Below are 17,018 nucleotides of genomic sequence, written 5' to 3'. Positions count from 1 at the left end.
GCACTCCTATCTGAAATGTATTACTGAAATTTTATGGCGCCCTTTTTTGGTTACACCCAAAATTTTATCTAACTTAAATTTCCCTTTACCCCGTATTGTAAAGGTATCTCCCTCTTTAACCGTACAGCTTACATTTTGTGTTACCGCAAAGTTAAGAGTTGTTTCTCCCGATAAAATCAGTTTTGCCGTTTTATCCCTCGAAAGTCCGCTCACTGCGGCGACAATGTTGTCGTATCGGAGAGATGAAACCGTAAGACTCATTTCCTCTGTGCCTCTTCCTTGCGGAAGAGAATTAAGATCTGGTTGGACAATTTTTACTCCTGCTCCGCCTACTTTAAAAATCTGCGATTCGATGTAATCTTTAAGCTCACTTTTTACAAATACAACGGTTCTTCCGTTATCTACCAGAATATCTCCTACCGTGTCACGCTCAATGCCGAGTGACATAAGCGTGCCGAGAAAATCTCTGTGTGTAAGTTTATCGCAAGGTCGGTATTTGAATTCTATGGCAGAAACAGGAAAGGCTGACCGCTCGGGTTCATCGTAAAACACCCCGAGCACCTTTCTTTCACTGCTCTCACTGCCGCCGAAGAAAACATAATTTTCAAAGTATATACTCTGCAATACCTTTTGTGCAAGTGCCTGCTGACTCTCGGTTAAAAACTGTGAGAAAACAGGTTTTTGACGGGTAAAGCAAAGCGAAGTCATATCCTCGATTTTGGAGCAGAAAAGCTCATCGTTATCAGAAGTAAACACCGCTGTTTTCTAATTCGTCAAGTAAATCGTCGCCGGTAAGGTCTACATTATTAGGAATGATAATGTATGTATTTGAAGCAACCTTCTTAATCTTACCGTCGTTTGCATAAGCAACACCGCTTAAGAAGTCAAGAATTCTTCTTGCCATATCCTTGTTGGTGTCCTCAAGGTTAAGCACAACTGTGTGTGATTTGATAAGGTCGTCAGCGATTGTGCGTGTTTCCTCGCCAAATCTTTCAGGCTTATAAATACCGACCTGAATCTTAGCCTTAGCGTTAATATTAACAACTTTATTTTTTGAAGTAGGAGCTGCTGCTCTCTCTCTTACAGGCTGCTGTTCCTCAACCTCTTCTTCCTCGTTTTCGTCGGCATAACCGTACTCGTCATACTCCTGCTGATACTCGTCATCCGGAGCATCCCACATACGCTTGAATTTATCCACAAAACCTGCCATTATATTATTTCCTCCTTGAATTATTTACTGTAATCTCTGGCACCGAAAAGTGACGAACCTACTCTTACCATAGTCGCACCTTCGAGTATTGCCTCATAATAATCAGCAGACATACCCATTGACAGTATAGTCATACTTATATTATCTAATTTTTTTGACGATATGTCAATAAAGATATTACGCATATTATCAAAATATTTTGAAATTTTATGTGTATTATCACAAATTGGCGGTATAGACATAAGTCCTTTGACCGAAATTCCCTCCAAATCAGCTATCTGACACAACAATTCATCAAGCTGTTCGGGAACAACACCCGATTTATTTTCTTCTCTGCCTATATTTACTTCAACAAGAACGTCTGTTTTTTTGCCGATTTTTAAAGACTGTTTGGAAATTTCCGACGCAAGCTTTAAAGAATCAACCGACTGTATTAAATCTACTTTGTCAACAATCTGACGCACCTTGTTTGTCTGTAAATGACCTATAAACTGCAAAGATGCGTGTGCAAGGTCATACTTTTCGTATTTTGAAAGCAATTCCTGAACCTTGTTTTCACCGATGTGGTCAAGTCCCAAAGAGATTGCGTAATTGATTACATCGGCGTCAACTGTTTTTGTTGCCGCAAGAAAAGTAATGTCTTCTCTTTTTCTGCCCGATTTTTCAGCTGCCGCAGCAATTCTTTCGTTAATAAGTTTGTAGTTGTATTCTACATCACTTAATGACCTTTCCGTCATACAAATCGTCCCCTTCCGTTATAATCTGATCATACAGCGAAATTGTTTCGCCGCTGAACAATGTACCGTCTGTAGGTGACGAATCGCATAAAACGTAATCGTTACCTGCGTAAACGATAGAAATTTCTTTAAATTGCACTTCACTGCCGTAAAGAACATAAACACCCTGAACCTTTTTGCTTTCCTTATGTTCATTGCCTTTATCGTCGTATGTGGTCTTTTCTACATAGTCATCGTGAATTGCTTTCTTGCTGACACGAAGTCCTGAGTAACTTCCCATACCGATTTCCACAGGCTCCTGACGTATTTCGGAAAGTGTAGTGTCCATATATGTACACTGTAAAATCACAAGTGCTTTATCTGAGTTATTGTACTGAACAATTTTATAAATCGAGGCAGGTACCGTATTTGATGATGCGTCGGAAAAATCCACCGTAACATCGTCGCCCCACAATGTAAGGTCTGTTGCCTCGTCAGCGGTAATTTCGCAGGCAATGTACCAGTTAAGACTGCTGATAACCTTGCCGATTGTATTATCAGGCACACTTGATTTTTTCATATTTTTAAGATTGTCAAGTGTGAGATTACCAATTTTAGAATAATCAAAGCAGTTTTCATAGCCGTCGCAGTTAGCAACAAAATAACCCGCTTTCGGAGCTTTAATGTCCGCAATGCTGTCACCCGATGATTTTTTGAGTTCATTTATTTGTGACTGCAAAGATGCAATTTCGGGTTTAAAACTTGAGGTCTTTCCTGTAAATGACTGGTAGTGATTTACAGAATTGATTATTGAATTGATATTTGAATCAAGTTTGCCGATGTTTGCATTATTTATGTTATACAAAAATGTTTCAATATTTGTTGTGATGTCATTGTTTACGGTTTCAATTCCCTCTGTATTTGAGCGCCTTGTCTGCTCAAGTTTTGTAAGCGCCTTCATACTGTCTTCGAGAGATGCGGCTTTTGTGCGGGCAACTGCGTCTTCTTCCGAAGAAAAAACGCTTGCTACACTGCCGCCCTTTTTAACCTCGTCGCCGTCGTCTACATTGTAAGAAACAACTCCGCCCGAAGTGTTTTTGACGTAGGTTTCATCACGAATAATGTAACCGTTTGAATAAATTTTGTCTGTTACCGTTACCTGCTCTGCGTTTTCGGTAGGAACTACATTGAAATTAGCACTCAGTAAGAGGTAAACAACATAAATAATTGCAAGTGCGGTAAGACCTGCAACCAAAATTCTTCTGAACAACAGCTTGTCCATATATCACAGTCCTTTGTCAATTATTGTTTCGGCATATTTTAAAATATCTTCAAATCCGTTGAATTTATCAACCAATATCCAATTTATATCTTTATCACGATTAAACCAAGTAAGTTGACGCTTGGCGTATCGTCTTGTTTCTCTTTTTAAAATTTCCGTACATTCGTCAAGCGAGCGTTCACCCGAAAAATACGGAATAAGCTCTTTGTATCCTATCGCCATTTTTGAAGTGGAGCTTAAATCATTTGAGAGCACCTGCTTTGCTTCGTCGACAAGACCTTTTTCAAGCATTATGTCAACTCTTAGATTGATTCTGTCGTAAAGTTTTTGCCTGTCCTCAAATTTAAGACCGATTTTTATCGGATTGTACGGTGAGCCTTTCAGTTTTGAATTTCTGTTGTGCTCGCTGATTGTTATGCCGGAGGTTTTATAGAACTCAATTGCTCTTATAATTCGTTTTACATTGCGCTGTTCTTTGAGATTTTCTGCTGATTCGCTGTCAAATTCAGCAAGCATATCAAGCAGATAATCAACTCCGTTTTTCTCGTAAAGAGCTAAAAGCTCATTAGAAATCTCTTCGTTTCTTTCCTGCTTTTCAAAAGAAATACCGTTTAAAAGCGAGTCAACATAAAGTCCCGTTCCGCCTGCTATAATAGGCATTTTTCCCCGTGACACAATATCTTCTATACAAGAAGCTGCGTCACTTACAAAATCGGCAACGGAATAAGTCTTGTCGCTTGGAAGAAAGTCTGTTAACCAATGCGGTATGCCCTGCTTTTCCTGTTCATCGGGCTTAGCGGTAGCTATGTTCATTCCTTTGTATATCTGCATTGAATCGGCGGAAATAATCTCTCCGTTATATTTCTTTGCAAGCTCAACCGCAAGCGCCGTTTTGCCTGATGCCGTAGGGCCTACAACAGAAATAAGTTTGATAGGATAATTCAAAAAATCACAACCTGCCAAATTGTTTTTCAATTTCGTACTTTGTCATAACTATGCAGATCGGTCTGCCGTGTGGGCAATACTTTATCTGCGGATTTTTTTCTAAAGTCCAAGCAATATCCATCAGCTCCTGTACGGTGCTCTTATTGCCTGCCTTGATTGCAGAACGGCACGAAACATTGTGATAGAACCAATCCATTTTTTCGGTGTAAATATCTTTCTTTCCGCTTGCAATGTATCCGCTCATTTCTGTTATGCAGTCGGCAATTTCGGTTGCGGCAAGGTACTGCGGAGCAGAACGCACAAGCAGTGTGCCGTTGCCGAAGTCCTCTACATCAAACGAACACTTTGCAAACATATCAAGATTGCTTACAGCCGCATCATAGTCGATTTTATCAAGCGTAACTGTAATCGGTGTGAGCAGATATTGAACATTTGCTGAACCCGAATCCGCTTTCAACTTTTCGTAAATTATTCTTTCGTGCGCCGCATGTTTGTCGATTATTAAAACTTCGTTATCGTTCTTTTCAACGATTATATATGTATTAAATGCCTCACCCAAAAATCTGAGTTTTGTCTGCTCCTTTGGCAGTTCGGTAAGTGCATCGTTATTATCTGTTTTATTTTCAGAAATTTCTTTTAAAGGCTTAACTTCTTCTTTTGAAACTTCTGTTTCTATAGGAGTTTCCGTGCTTTCGGCAGTTAAATCGTCAACAGTGATTTCTTGTTTCGGTAAACTTTCTTCCTGTTGTGTTGCTTTTAAAATTAACTGCTCGGCTTTTTCAAGTTTTTGCTTGGAAAATTCAGCTTTCTTATTTTCAAGTTCTGAATTTTTTTTAATCGCCTGCTTTGAATAAATATCAAACGGGTTTGACGAATCGGACATTTTTAAGTTGTCAATAGATACAGGCTTTGTTTTTTCGTCTTTTAAATCAAGTTCGTCAAACGGATTGTACGGTTTAGGTTCGGAATTTTTTAATACAGGCTCAATCCGTTCAATCGGTTTTATGGGCTTTTCCGCAGGTGTATTTTCGGCTTTTGCAAAAACTGCCTGCGCATTGTTAAACGGATTTACCTTTTTAATTTCATTAAAAGCGGTGTTTTCTTTAAAATGAATCTGTTTTCTTTCATCGCCTTGCTGTAAGGCTGTTTTTACCGCATGGTAAATTGCATCAAAAACAGGTCTTTCGTTTATAAAACGGACTTCGATTTTTGCAGGATGAACATTGACATCTATAATTTCATACGGTACGGTAAGCTGTAATACAGCGGACGGAAATTTACCGACCATTATCGAACCTTTGTAAGCCTCTTCAAGTGCCGCCATACCTGTTCGTGTTTTTACAAATCTTCCGTTTATAAAGAAGTTCTGCATATTTCGGTTCGGTCTTGAATTAATCGGCTTTGAAATATAACCCTTTACGGTAACGGAATCGAGTGTGTAATCGACGGGAATAAGTCCCTTTGCAAAGTCTTTGCCGAATACGGAATAGATTGCGGACAAAAGTTTGCCGTCGCCGAAAGTGCGCAAAACCTGCTTGCCGTCCCTGATAAAAGTAAAGGCAACTTCGGGGTGCGAGAGTACGATTTTATCCATAAGAGCAGAAACCGCATTGCCCTCTGCAACATCTTTTTTAAGGAACTTTGAGCGTGCGGGAATGTTGTAGAACAAATCTCTGATTACAAAGGTTGTGCCTGTCGGGCAACCCGCTTCCTCAAGCGAGATTTCATCTCCGCCCTCTATCTCATAGCAGCTGCCGATTTCTTCATTCTCGTTCTTGGTAATAACCTGTAACCTCGAAACTGCGCTGATAGATGCAAGCGCCTCTCCTCTGAAACCGAGGGTAGAAATCATATCAAGGTCATTTGCTGTTTTCACCTTACTTGTTGCATGGCGCAGAAACGCTTTTTTAATGTCATCTCTGTAAATTCCGCATCCGTCGTCGGCAACCCGCATAAAGGTTGTACCGCCGTTTTTGATTTCTACGGTTATGTTCTTCGCACCTGCGTCAATGGAATTTTCTACAAGTTCTTTTATAACGGACGACGGTCTTTCAACTACTTCGCCTGCCGCAATAAGTTCCGCTATATGTTTGTCAAGTACATTAATTACACCCATTTTTTCACCTGCCCTTATGTCTTTATACCATTATATCATACCTTTGAGTTCGTAAAGCAGATTAATAGCTTCTATAGGAGTTAAGGTATTTAAATCAACTTCCGAAAGTCGCTCTACAACGGCATTATCATTTGATATAAGCGACATCTGCATATCTTCACTTTTCTCTTTAATTACCGTCGGCGCATTTGAGCCTGACTCAAGCTCTTTTAAAATCTCTTTCGCACGATTAATAATTGAGTTTGGAAGACCCGCAAGTTTTGCAACTTCAATACCGAAGCTGTCATCTGCGCCGCCCGGTATAATTCTGCGTAAAAATGTAATATCGTCACCACGCTTTTTAACGGCAATGCTGTAGTTTTTTACACCGTCAAGCAAATCCTGCATTACCGTAAGTTCGTGATAGTGAGTGGCGAACAATGTTTTTGCACCGAGTTTTTTGCGGTCGGCACAGTATTCGAGCACTGCTCTTGCAATGCTCATACCGTCAAAGGTTGATGTGCCTCTGCCAATTTCATCAAGAATTAACAAACTCTTTGAAGTTGCTGATTTAACAATGTTGGCTACTTCGCTCATCTCAACCATAAAAGTCGATTGACCCGAAGCAAGGTCATCGGAAGCGCCTACTCTTGTAAAAATACTGTCAACCACACCGATTGTTGCGCTTGACGCAGGCACAAAACTGCCCATTTGCGCCATAAGAACAATGAGTGCAACCTGTCGCATATAGGTGGATTTACCTGCCATATTCGGGCCTGTAATTATTGCCACTCTCTCGCCTGCGCTGTCAAGGTAAACATCATTCGGAACAAACGGAGTGTCATTAAGCAGTGCCTCAACCACGGGGTGTCGGCTGTCTTTAAGTCTTATAACAGTCGAGAGGTTCACCTCGGGGCGAACATATCTGTTGTCTGCCGCAACATTTGCAAGAGAAACAAGAACATCAAGCACGGCAATTGCCTTTGCGGTTTTCTGTATTCTCTCAAGGTTGTTGGCAACCGTTTTTCTTACATTGTCGAACAGAGTGTATTCCATTGCTACCGAACGGTCTTTTGCGCCTAAAATTCTGCCCTCAATATCCTTTAAATCCTGTGTGATATAGCGTTCGCAGTTTGTTAAAGTCTGCTTTCTTATGTAGGTTTCGGGTACAAGGTCTTTGTATGAATTGGTTACCTCAATATAGTAACCGAACACTTTATTGTAGCCGACCCTTAATTTCGGAATACCTGTCTTTTCCCTTTGCTCCGCTTCAATTCTTGCAAGTATGCCTTTAGAATCGTTCATATCGGTAAGCAAAATATCAAGGTCAGGGTTGTATCCTTTTTTAATCATTCCGCCCTCACGCACAGAGAATGGCGGTTCTTCGACTATGGCGGAATCTATCAGATTATAAATATCTTCAAGCAGGTCTATTTCCTTATAAACTTTTTTAAGATATTTTGCATTGCAGTCGGCAATTAAATTTGAAAGCTGCGGCAGTTTTTGCAGAGCCGCCGCAAGTGAACGGAGCTCCCTGCCGTTTGCCGAGCCGTAAACAATTCTTGTCATAAGTCGCTCAATATCAAAAATACCGCTCAATGCGTCCATAATATCAAGCCTTAGCATATTGTTGTTTACAAGTTCTTCAACCGCCGCCTGTCGATTGTTAATAGCCGATACATTGAGCAGAGGATGCTCAAGCCACGAACGGATAAGTCGCTTTCCCATTGCGGTTTTGGTTTTGTCAAGCACCCACAAAAGCGAACCTCGTTTTTCTTTATTGAGCATTGTTGCGGTAAGCTCAAGATTACGCTGTGTGTTGTAATCAAGGTTCATAAACTGCTTGTCGCTGTAAAGCTCAATTTTATTTATGCGTTCAAGTCCGTTTTTCTGGGTTTCTTTCAAATAATTTATAAGTGCGCCGATAGCGTTTATAAGCACCTGCGAATCGGCAATACACTGCATTTCTTCCCCAAACTGCATATTTACCGTATCGGTGCAAAGTTTATTGTCAAAACTCTCATCCCGGAGCATTTCAACTCCGGCTGAAAGTTTCGATTTTATAAATGCAGGCAAAGACTTGATTTTAACAATATCTCCGCCTATTAAAATTTCTCTCGGATTATAACTTGCAAGCTGACTTGTAAGAGAATTTACCGAATCACTGCCCGATATTTCGGTTGCGTAAAGCTCGCCTGTTGAAATATCGCAAAAGCAGAGGCCGATTTTTTTGCTGTCAGAAAACATACAGCAAATGTAGTTGTTTCTGCCCTCGTCAAGCATACTCGACTCCATTACCGTACCGGGTGTGATAACTCTTATAATATCACGCTTTACAAGTCCTTTTGCCGTGGCAGGGTCTTCGGTCTGTTCGCAGATTGCAACCTTGTAGCCTTTGGCGACAAGTCTTGCAATATATCCCTCACAGCTATGAAAAGGTACACCGCACATCGGTGCCCGTTCAGCCTGACCGCAATCTCTGCCTGTGAGTGTAAGCTCAAGCTCCTTTGACGCAATTTTGGCGTCATCGTAAAACATCTCGTAGAAATCTCCCAGACGGAAGAAAAGAATACTGTCTTTATTCTGCTCTTTAATTTTAAAATACTGTTTCATCATAGGAGATAACTCTGCCAATGTTTTCACACCCTTTCAAGGAAAATCTATCAGCCGCAACCGCCGCAAGTGCTGCAGCTTCCGGAGCATGATGATGTCGAGTAATCGGCTGTTTCAGGGTCTGCGCCCTCTGCCGACTGCTGAACAATGGCAAGAACTCTGTTTGCAACCATATCAAAAGCGTCTTTTGCCTCGTTGTAAGCAATCATATTCTTGTTTGACATAATCTTAGAGTAATCCTCTCTCATCTGGCTGTTAAGGAGTGCGAGCTTGTCGCTGTCTTTATCTTTTTTAGATGCCTCGTTGTTGATAGACATTCTCTTCATATTAAAATCGCCGATAAGGTTCTGAAGATCCATATCTGCGTCAGCGTCTGCCTGTGCTTTTTGGAGAGCAATATACGACTCTTCCTGCTGAATAAGTTTGCCAAGCTCTCTTGCCTTTTCAATAATATCCATAATTTTATCCTTTCCTTACACAAGTTCACCCTTGAGTATCCAATTTCTCGCCTGTGTAATCTTAACATTCTGAAATGTGCCTATAAGGCTCTTATCGCCTTTAAGCTCCACTATTATATTGCCACTTGTTCTGCCGTTTAATTCACCGTTTTTGCCTGTTTCCGATTCAATAAGTACCTTTTCGGTGTTATTAACCATAGACGCACATCTTTTTGCTGCGATTTCTTCCTGAACATCAAGCAGTTCTCTGAACCATTTTGATTTTTCCTCTGCTGAAATCGGGTCATCCATCTTAGCGGCAGGTGTGCCCACTCTCGGTGAATAAATGAAAGTGAACAAAGATGTAAATTCCACTTCACGAATAAGTGAAAGTGTTTCTTTGAAATCCTCATAGGTTTCACCCGGGAAACCTACTATAATATCGCTTGTGAGCGATACTCCGTCAATTTTTTCTTTGGCATAATTTACAATATCAAGGTATTTTTTTCTGTCATAATGCCTGTTCATCGCTTTTAAAATTCTGTCCGAACCGCTCTGGAAAGGCAAATGCAGATGTTTACTGATATGTGTGCCGTTAGCAATTGTATCAATAAGTTCTTTTGAACAATCCTTTGGATGCGATGTCATAAATCTAAGCCAATAGTCGCCGTCAATAGAATCAATTTCGTGCAAAAGCTGAGCGAAAGTAGGCTTATCGGCAAGAGTTTTGCCGTAAGAGTTTACATTCTGACCAAGCAAAGTAATATCTTTGTAGCCTGCTGAAATCATCTGCCTTGCTTCATCAAGGATAAGCGACTTTTCACGACTGCGTTCTCTGCCTCTTACATATGGCACAATGCAGTATGTGCAGAAATTGTTGCAGCCGTACATAATTGAAAGCCAGCCCTTGAAAGTGCCGTCACGCTTGACAGGTATTCCCTCGTAAACCTTTTTGTCATCATTGTCACGCTCATATACACGCTTGCCGTCTGCAAGTGTATGATACAAAAGCTGTGGAAAACGGTGCAGAGAATGAGTACCGAAAACAAGACTTACAAACGGAAAGCTCTTATACATCTTGTTTGCGATATGCTCCTGCTCCATCATACAGCCGCACAAAGCAATGACAATCTGCGGATGTTTTCTCTTTAAAGACTTTAACGCACCGACATTTCCAAAAACTCTGTCCTCGGCGTGTTCTCTGATTGCGCAGGTATTAAAAAGAATAAAATCGGCGTCGTCCACGGTTTCGGAAAATTCAAAGCCCGCTATTTCAAGCATACCTTTAATTCTCTCACTGTCAGCAACATTCTGCTGACAGCCGTAGGTGCGTATATAAGCCACAGGCTTATCGCCACGCTTTCTATCCTGCATAATCTGAGAAATCAATCTCATATATTCAAACTGTTGGTCTGAAATAACATCAGAGGTAACATTACCAAGTATTGTGTTTTCAGGCAAAACAATGCACTCCTAATCCATTTTATTAACTAAAATATTGTATCACAAATTACGGCAATTTTCAATATTTTTCTTAAGTTTTTAATATTTATACAAGTATTATACAGATTTGTACCAATTGCCGTTGTATTCGGGAGTGGTGCCGACGATTATGTTTTGTGCTATTTCAAAATCGGTGGAAAATGTCATATTTCCCGAGTAGTCAAGAGATGTTGTCATAATTTTTGATGTAAGAATAAGACGGATATGGTGAATTGTCTGATTAATTCCCGCCGATTCAAAGGTGCTTACGATTTCAGAGGAAAAACTGCCAGTAAGGTTAAACGATACATTTACCATCGGTCCGTAGTTTGAAAGCACGGTAATATCAGTGAAAGAACCGAGCGGTATGTCGATTTCCACATCGTATATTTTTGCAATTTCCTGCTGTACGCTTAGCATTATATCCGCCTTAAGCTCATTGATTTTAAACGAATCGGTTGTTATTGCCTGCACTTTGCCGTCTTTGGAATATTGTATTTTTGCTAAATCGTCATAGTTATAATTAAAACTTCTTATACTGCTGTTTACAGCCTCGCAAACAGAGTTTACGGAGATAATTTCTGCCTGTATTCTGATGTATTCGCATTTAAATTCCGCAAGCTGTTGTTCACAGAAAACTATAATTAAAACGAGCACTAAAACTATCGACAAAAGAACACATTTAAGCCTTTTAAATTTTATCTTCTTTCTCTTGTAAAAAAGCAAAAAAACACCCCTCGATATTCTATACGAGAGGTGTAAATTATGTTAATATTATTCTTCCGAAGAATTACAATTGCTGCCGCAACCCTCGCAGTCAGCCGGGTCACACTCTTCGCCGTCAAAGATGTCAGAGAAGTCAAACTCAAGAAGCTCACCGCAGTTAGGGCACTCAATTTCGCCCTCAAGGAGAACATCCTCGGATACATTAAGCTTTTGACCGCATGAATCGCAAGTCACTTCATAAAAAACATCGTCTTCGTTTTCTTCGTCATCTTCATCGTCATCATAGTCAAAGTCATCATCTTCGCCGTAAAGCTCAGTTTCAGCCTCTGCAAGATCCTGGTCAATCTCATCAACCTGAGCCGAAAGCTCATCATAGAGGTCTTCCATATCTGTTACAGAATATGACATATCGTCAAGAAGATCGATAATTGCATTCATAACCTTGATTTCAGGCTTTGACTCGTCAAGATTCAAACCCTCGCAAAGTCCACGGATATAAGCAATTTTTTCTGTTAAATTCATAATAATTCCTCCGCAAAGCGATTAAGCTCTGCCCATATACTCACCGGTTCTTGTGTCGATCTGGATTATTTCGCCCTCGTCAATAAAGAGAGGAACCTTAATCTCAGCACCTGTTTCAAGAGTAGCAGGCTTTGTAGCGTTGGTAGCTGTATCACCCTTAAAGCCGGGATCGGTTTTTGTAACCTTAAGCTCTACAAAGTTAGGCGGCTCTACACCGAATACGCTGCCCTTGTAAGAAAGAACCTTACAAACCATATTCTCTTTAACAAACTTGAAGTTGTCGCCGAGAACGCTCTTGTTAATCGGGATCTGCTCCCATGTTTCTGTATCCATAAAGTAATAAAGATCACCGTCTGAATAGCTGTACTCCATATCCTTTCTGTCAATAAATGCAGTAGGATATTTATCGTTAGGGTTAAAAGTCTTTTCAACAACCGCACCTGTAATAACATTTCTGATCTTTGTTCTTACGAAAGCGGCACCCTTACCTGGCTTTACATGCTGGAATTCGATGATTGATACAACCTGACCATCCATTTCAAATGTAACGCCGTTTCTGAAATCACCTGCTGATATCATAAGTAATACCTCCTAAAATATACATAATTACAGCAAAATAATCCTTGCCATTATGTGTCATATGCTATTATACATAAAAAATAAACAAATTGCAAGCATTTTAAAGAATTATTAGTTCTTTTGGCAAAGATACAAAGTTATTATATCCTTTTTCAGTGACATAAAGCATATCTTCAATTCTTACGCCGAACTTCTTTGGCAGGTAAATTCCGGGTTCGTCGGTAATTACCATACCCTCTTCAAGGATTATTTCTCCCCTCGGAGAAACATTTGGCAGTTCGTGAATTTCAAGTCCTACGCCGTGACCCGTTGAATGACCGAAACACTCTCCGTAGCCTGCCTCTGTTATAATATCTCTTGCAATTTTATCAATTTCAGAGCAAGTTTTGCCTGCCTTTACTTCATCTAACACGGCAAGTTGAGCCTTTAATACAATATTGTAAATCTCTCTTTGCTCATCTGTAGCAAAATTAACCGCAACGGTTCTTGTCGTGTCGGAGTGATAGCCGTCATAAACAGCCCCGAAATCCATAGTAAACAAATCTCCCGATTTAACAACATCGTCACTCGGTACGCCGTGTGGCAACGAAGTTTTACTGCCTGTGATTGTTATTAAATCAAAAGAAACTCTTTCCGCACCGTACTGCTTCATCAGATATTCAAATTCAACTGCGATTTTTCGCTCGCTGACACCGGGTTTGATGTAATTTAAAATTTCATTATATGCCTTTTCGGCAATCTGTTGAGCCTTTAAAATTTTGTCAAACTCCGATTTATCTTTAATAATTCTGATGTTTGAAACAGCCTTATCAAGCGCACTGTCACAGTAAAATTCAATTCCCTTTTCGGCAAAATGCTCTTTGTACAAATCATTTTCCGCAACGGTAAATGTATCTGCCTCTGCAACAATTTTTGTGACACATTCTTTTTTAAGAATTTCGCTTATATCAGCAATCAGCTTTTTAAAGCAGATTACTTCACAGCCGACTGCGAATTTCTGTGCCGCCTCAAAGTATCTGAAATCCACAAGCAAATATGCTTTGTCGCTTGTCAGTAAAAATACACCCTCGCTGTGATGAAAGCCGCTGAAATATCCGACATTGATTTCATTTTTTATTAAAACTGCGGTGTCGGGTGATTTTATAAAAGCTCTTAACTTTTCTGTTCTCAAGCTGTTCATTACTTCATCAAGTCCTTTAAAGCTGTAATTGCAAGGAAGTAGCTGTTTTTGCCAAAGCCTGCAATCTGACCTGCGCATACAGGTGCAATTACAGATGTGTGTCTGAATTCTTCCCTTGCGTGGATATTTGACATATGCACCTCAACAAACGGAATCTTTACACAAGCAATAGCATCTCTTAATGCATAGCTATAATGTGTAAGAGCGCCCGCATTTATTACCGCACCGTCAAAGTTTTCTCTTGCGGCATGGATTTTATCAATAAGGTCGCCCTCGTGATTTGACTGATAAATCTCAACAGAAAAGCCCTGCTCATTTGCAAATGCCTTAATCTGCTCGGAAATGCTTTGAGCGGTTTCCTCTCCGTAAATGCCTTTTTCTCTTACTCCTACCATATTAAGGTTAGGTCCTAAAATAACAAGAATTTTTTTCATTTTTATTCACCAAATTTCCTGATAAAATGACAAAAAGCGGACAGTAAAAACTGTCCGCTTATTTTGATTACCTGAATTTTCTCTTACGAGCTGCTTCGGACTTTTTTTTACGCTTTACAGAAGGCTTTTCATAAGCTTCTCTCTTGCGCACCTCAGCAATAACGCCAGCTCTTGCACACTGCTTTTTGAATCTTCTTAAAGCACTCTCAAGAGATTCGTTATCCTTAAGTCTGATTTCTGCCATCTATCTTCCCTCCCATCTGCCATTTGGCATGGGTAATTTGCATATGTTGCATTTGATATTATACAATAAACAATTCTTATTGTCAATAGAAATGTAGAAATTTAGGGAAAATTAAGTAAATTTATAAATAAAATAAAAATTATGGCTTAACTACAAGGTTCACAAGCTTATTAGGAACATAAATTTCTTTGATGATATTCATATTCTCTATAGCTTTAGCCACATTTGCGTCTGCCTTTGCCATATCAAGAACTGCGTTCTTTTCTGACTCAACAGGAATGTTAAGCTTTGTCTTAATTTTACCGTTTACCTGTACAACGATTTCTATTGTTTCGTCTTTGCACTTAGCCTCATCGTACTCAGGCCATTTCTGCTCTGCTACTATACCGTCGCCGAGTTTGCACATTTCAAATACTTCTTCTGTAACATGCGGTGCAAACGGGTTAAGGAGAATTGTGAAGATTCTAAGTTCCTCCTTAGTGATTGCTCCTGTAGCAGTAATATCATTGATAAGTGCCATAAGTGTTGCGATTGCGGTGTTGAACTTAATGTTCTCAATGTCATCGCCGACTTTTTTGATAGCCTTGTGGAATGATGATTCAAGTTCCGGACGGATGCCGTCTGCATTGTTAAGAATTGTCTGGAGGTTGTAGTAACGCTCAATAAATCTGCGGCAGCCTCTGATGCTTGACTGGCTCCAAGGAGCGGCCTTTTCAAAGTCGCCGATAAACATTTCGTAAAGACGGAGTGTATCTGCACCGTATTCGTCTACGATTTCGTCAGGATTTACTACATTGCCTCTTGACTTACTCATCTTCTCGCCGTTTTCGCCGAGAATCATACCGTGTGATGTTCTCTTTGCGTATGGCTCCGGAGTATTTACAACGCCGATGTCGTAGAGGAATTTATGCCAGAAACGGCTGTAAAGCAAGTGGAGTGTAGTGTGCTCCATACCGCCGTTGTACCAGTCAACAGGTGACCAATACTTGATAGCCTCTTTTGACGCAAGTGCTTTGTCATTGTGCGGGTCCATATATCTTAAGAAATACCATGACGAACCTGCCCACTGTGGCATTGTATCGGTTTCACGCATTGCCTTGCCGCCGCAACACGGGCAAGTTGTTTCAAGCCAGTCTGTCATCTTAGCAAGAGGTGATTCGCCGTTGTCTGTAGGCTCATAAGACTCTACCATCGGAAGTCTGAGCGGGAGTTCACTTTCGTCAATCGGAACATATCCGCACTTGTCGCAGTGAACAATCGGAATAGGCTCGCCCCAATAACGCTGACGGGAGAATACCCAGTCACGGAGTTTGTAGTTTACCTTTGAGTGACCTTTACCCTCCGACTCAAGCCAAGAGATAATCTTTTTCTTAGCTTCGTCAACAGTAAGACCGTCAAGCATACCCGAATTAACCATAATACCTGTTGCACAGTCTGTATAAGCCTCTTCCTGCACATTGCCGCCCTTAACAACCTCAATGATAGGAAGGTCGAATTTCTTTGCAAATTCCCAGTCACGGGTATCGTGAGCAGGAACAGCCATAATAGCGCCCGTACCGTAAGATACAAGTACATAGTCGGAAATAAAGATAGGAATTTCCTTGTTGTTCACAGGGTTAATAGCTTTAACGCCCTCAACAAGAACACCTGTTTTGTCCTTGGCAACCTCTGTTCTTTCAAAGTCGGACTTTCTTGCCGCAGCTGCCTGATATTCACGGATAGCGTCAATATTAGATAGCTTGTCTGCCCACTTTTCAATGAGAGGGTGTTCCGGAGAAATTACCATATATGTTGCACCGTAAAGAGTATCTGCTCTTGTGGTGTAAATTGTAAGTGTGTCGCCTGTGGTTGTCTTGAAATCAACCTCTGCGCCCGTACTTCTGCCAATCCAGTTTTTCTGCTGTGCTTTAACTCTTTCAGGATAATTTACAAGGTCAAGGTCATTGATAAGTCTGTCTGCGTAAGCTGTAATCTTAAGCATCCACTGTGACTTTACCTTATGAACAACCTCACTGCCGCAGCGCTCGCAAACGCCGTTTACAACCTCTTCGTTTGCAAGAACGCACTTACACGAAGTACACCAGTTTACATTCATTTCCTTTTTGTAAGCAAGACCTTTTTTGAAAAGCTGAATGAAAATCCACTGTGTCCACTTGTAGTAGTCAGGGTCGGTTGTGTTAATCTCACGGCTCCAGTCAAAAGAGATACCGAGTGATTGAATCTGCTTTTTAAAGCGGGCAATATTTTGCTTTGTAACGATTTCGGGATGAATATGGTTTTTGATTGCGTAGTTTTCGGTAGGAAGACCGAATGCGTCCCAGCCGATCGGATAAAGTACATTGTAGCCCTGAAGTCTGCGCTTTCTTGCTACGGTGTCAAGTGCCGTATAAGGTCTTGGATGACCTACATGAAGTCCCTGTCCCGACGGATAAGGAAACTCAATAAGAGCATAGAATTTTTCTTTTTCAGAGTTGTCCTCTGCGTGGAAAACGCCCTTATCTTCCCAAATTTTTTGCCATTTGCCCTCAATGGGCTTATGATTATATTTCAAAA

Annotated in this window: 16 protein-coding genes; all 16 read right to left on the bottom strand. The window is 40.6% G+C overall.

Annotated features, from left to right (window positions below; all coding sequences use genetic code 11):
- Nucleotides 1–6 precede the first annotated feature (6 nt).
- The 16 genes from KGF34_RS02795 to leuS all read right to left on the bottom strand — a co-directional run bounded on the left by KGF34_RS02795 (nucleotide 7) and on the right by leuS (nucleotide 17,016).
- Entirely contained in the window at nucleotides 7–756 is a 750-nt protein-coding gene (locus tag KGF34_RS02795) for a YlmH/Sll1252 family protein (protein WP_252559732.1), read from the bottom strand.
- The gene (locus KGF34_RS02790) at nucleotides 743–1,210 is read right to left on the bottom strand and encodes a cell division protein SepF (protein ID WP_022234920.1); all 468 of its coding nucleotides are present in this window, start codon (nucleotides 1,208–1,210) and stop codon (nucleotides 743–745) included. Before KGF34_RS02790 ends, KGF34_RS02795 begins: the two co-directional genes overlap by 14 nt.
- A 20-nt stretch (nucleotides 1,211–1,230) precedes the next feature.
- Nucleotides 1,231–1,947: a YggS family pyridoxal phosphate-dependent enzyme gene (locus KGF34_RS02785; RefSeq protein WP_252559731.1), complete on the bottom strand. Its 717-nt coding sequence runs from the start codon at nucleotides 1,945–1,947 to the stop codon at nucleotides 1,231–1,233.
- Nucleotides 1,925–3,208 (bottom strand): HlyD family efflux transporter periplasmic adaptor subunit, encoded by a 1,284-nt coding sequence (locus KGF34_RS02780; RefSeq protein ID WP_249376824.1) that lies wholly within the window; start codon nucleotides 3,206–3,208, stop codon nucleotides 1,925–1,927. Before KGF34_RS02780 ends, KGF34_RS02785 begins: the two co-directional genes overlap by 23 nt.
- 3 nt (nucleotides 3,209–3,211) lie before the next feature.
- Nucleotides 3,212–4,153, bottom strand: coding sequence for a tRNA (adenosine(37)-N6)-dimethylallyltransferase MiaA (miaA, locus tag KGF34_RS02775; protein ID WP_252559730.1), 942 nt, complete (start codon nucleotides 4,151–4,153; stop codon nucleotides 3,212–3,214).
- Nucleotides 4,154–4,157: 4 nt separating this feature from the next.
- Nucleotides 4,158–6,269, bottom strand: coding sequence for a DNA mismatch repair endonuclease MutL (mutL, locus tag KGF34_RS02770; RefSeq protein WP_252559729.1), 2,112 nt, complete (start codon nucleotides 6,267–6,269; stop codon nucleotides 4,158–4,160).
- A 30-nt stretch (nucleotides 6,270–6,299) separates the two neighbouring features.
- Nucleotides 6,300–8,864: a DNA mismatch repair protein MutS gene (gene mutS / locus KGF34_RS02765; RefSeq protein WP_252559728.1), complete on the bottom strand. Its 2,565-nt coding sequence runs from the start codon at nucleotides 8,862–8,864 to the stop codon at nucleotides 6,300–6,302.
- A 47-nt stretch (nucleotides 8,865–8,911) separates the two neighbouring features.
- Nucleotides 8,912–9,319, bottom strand: a complete 408-nt coding sequence (locus KGF34_RS02760; RefSeq protein WP_022234914.1) for a YlbF family regulator — start codon at nucleotides 9,317–9,319, stop codon at nucleotides 8,912–8,914.
- Between the two features lie 15 nt (nucleotides 9,320–9,334).
- Nucleotides 9,335–10,759: a tRNA (N6-isopentenyl adenosine(37)-C2)-methylthiotransferase MiaB gene (miaB, locus tag KGF34_RS02755; RefSeq protein WP_022234913.1), complete on the bottom strand. Its 1,425-nt coding sequence runs from the start codon at nucleotides 10,757–10,759 to the stop codon at nucleotides 9,335–9,337.
- A 99-nt stretch (nucleotides 10,760–10,858) separates the two neighbouring features.
- Complete coding sequence (gene yunB / locus KGF34_RS02750) at nucleotides 10,859–11,506, bottom strand: sporulation protein YunB (protein WP_252559727.1); 648 nt, start codon at nucleotides 11,504–11,506, stop codon at nucleotides 10,859–10,861.
- 48 nt (nucleotides 11,507–11,554) lie between these two features.
- Entirely contained in the window at nucleotides 11,555–12,028 is a 474-nt protein-coding gene (locus KGF34_RS02745) for a CD1247 N-terminal domain-containing protein (RefSeq protein ID WP_252559726.1), read from the bottom strand.
- A 21-nt stretch (nucleotides 12,029–12,049) separates the two neighbouring features.
- Nucleotides 12,050–12,607: an elongation factor P gene (gene efp / locus KGF34_RS02740; RefSeq protein WP_252559725.1), complete on the bottom strand. Its 558-nt coding sequence runs from the start codon at nucleotides 12,605–12,607 to the stop codon at nucleotides 12,050–12,052.
- Nucleotides 12,608–12,707: 100 nt separating this feature from the next.
- Complete coding sequence (locus KGF34_RS02735; protein WP_252559724.1) at nucleotides 12,708–13,787, bottom strand: aminopeptidase P family protein; 1,080 nt, start codon at nucleotides 13,785–13,787, stop codon at nucleotides 12,708–12,710.
- Entirely contained in the window at nucleotides 13,787–14,221 is a 435-nt protein-coding gene (gene aroQ / locus KGF34_RS02730) for a type II 3-dehydroquinate dehydratase (protein WP_252559723.1), read from the bottom strand. The genes KGF34_RS02735 and aroQ overlap by 1 nt, the downstream gene beginning before the upstream one ends.
- 67 nt (nucleotides 14,222–14,288) lie before the next feature.
- Entirely contained in the window at nucleotides 14,289–14,465 is a 177-nt protein-coding gene (gene rpsU / locus KGF34_RS02725; RefSeq protein WP_022234907.1) for a 30S ribosomal protein S21, read from the bottom strand.
- A 139-nt stretch (nucleotides 14,466–14,604) separates the two neighbouring features.
- A complete protein-coding gene (gene leuS, locus KGF34_RS02720; RefSeq protein WP_249376814.1) occupies nucleotides 14,605–17,016 on the bottom strand; it encodes a leucine--tRNA ligase in 2,412 nt (803 codons plus the stop codon).
- Nucleotides 17,017–17,018 lie beyond the last annotated feature (2 nt).

Source organism: Ruminococcus sp. FMBCY1, assembly GCF_023921805.1.
GTDB classification, from domain to species: Bacteria; Bacillota; Clostridia; order Oscillospirales; family Acutalibacteraceae; genus Ruminococcoides; species Ruminococcoides intestinale_A.
Note: the sequence above shows the minus strand (reverse complement) of the source record. Positions and strands in the feature narration are given on the sequence as shown.

What these genes read in the sequence shown, in the direction of transcription:
- KGF34_RS02735 (WP_252559724.1), bottom strand. Translation starts at nt 13,787, where the DNA reads ATGAACAGCTTGAGAACAGAAAAGTTAAGAGCTTTTATAAAATCACCC.
- KGF34_RS02760 (WP_022234914.1), bottom strand. Translation starts at nt 9,319, where the DNA reads ATGGATATTATTGAAAAGGCAAGAGAGCTTGGCAAACTTATTCAGCAG.
- KGF34_RS02790 (WP_022234920.1), bottom strand. Translation starts at nt 1,210, where the DNA reads ATGGCAGGTTTTGTGGATAAATTCAAGCGTATGTGGGATGCTCCGGAT.
- rpsU (WP_022234907.1), bottom strand. Translation starts at nt 14,465, where the DNA reads ATGGCAGAAATCAGACTTAAGGATAACGAATCTCTTGAGAGTGCTTTA.
- KGF34_RS02745 (WP_252559726.1), bottom strand. Translation starts at nt 12,028, where the DNA reads ATGAATTTAACAGAAAAAATTGCTTATATCCGTGGACTTTGCGAGGGT.
- mutL (WP_252559729.1), bottom strand. Translation starts at nt 6,269, where the DNA reads ATGGGTGTAATTAATGTACTTGACAAACATATAGCGGAACTTATTGCG.
- mutS (WP_252559728.1), bottom strand. Translation starts at nt 8,864, where the DNA reads ATGATGAAACAGTATTTTAAAATTAAAGAGCAGAATAAAGACAGTATT.
- KGF34_RS02780 (WP_249376824.1), bottom strand. Translation starts at nt 3,208, where the DNA reads ATGGACAAGCTGTTGTTCAGAAGAATTTTGGTTGCAGGTCTTACCGCA.
- efp (WP_252559725.1), bottom strand. Translation starts at nt 12,607, where the DNA reads ATGATATCAGCAGGTGATTTCAGAAACGGCGTTACATTTGAAATGGAT.
- aroQ (WP_252559723.1), bottom strand. Translation starts at nt 14,221, where the DNA reads ATGAAAAAAATTCTTGTTATTTTAGGACCTAACCTTAATATGGTAGGA.
- KGF34_RS02785 (WP_252559731.1), bottom strand. Translation starts at nt 1,947, where the DNA reads ATGACGGAAAGGTCATTAAGTGATGTAGAATACAACTACAAACTTATT.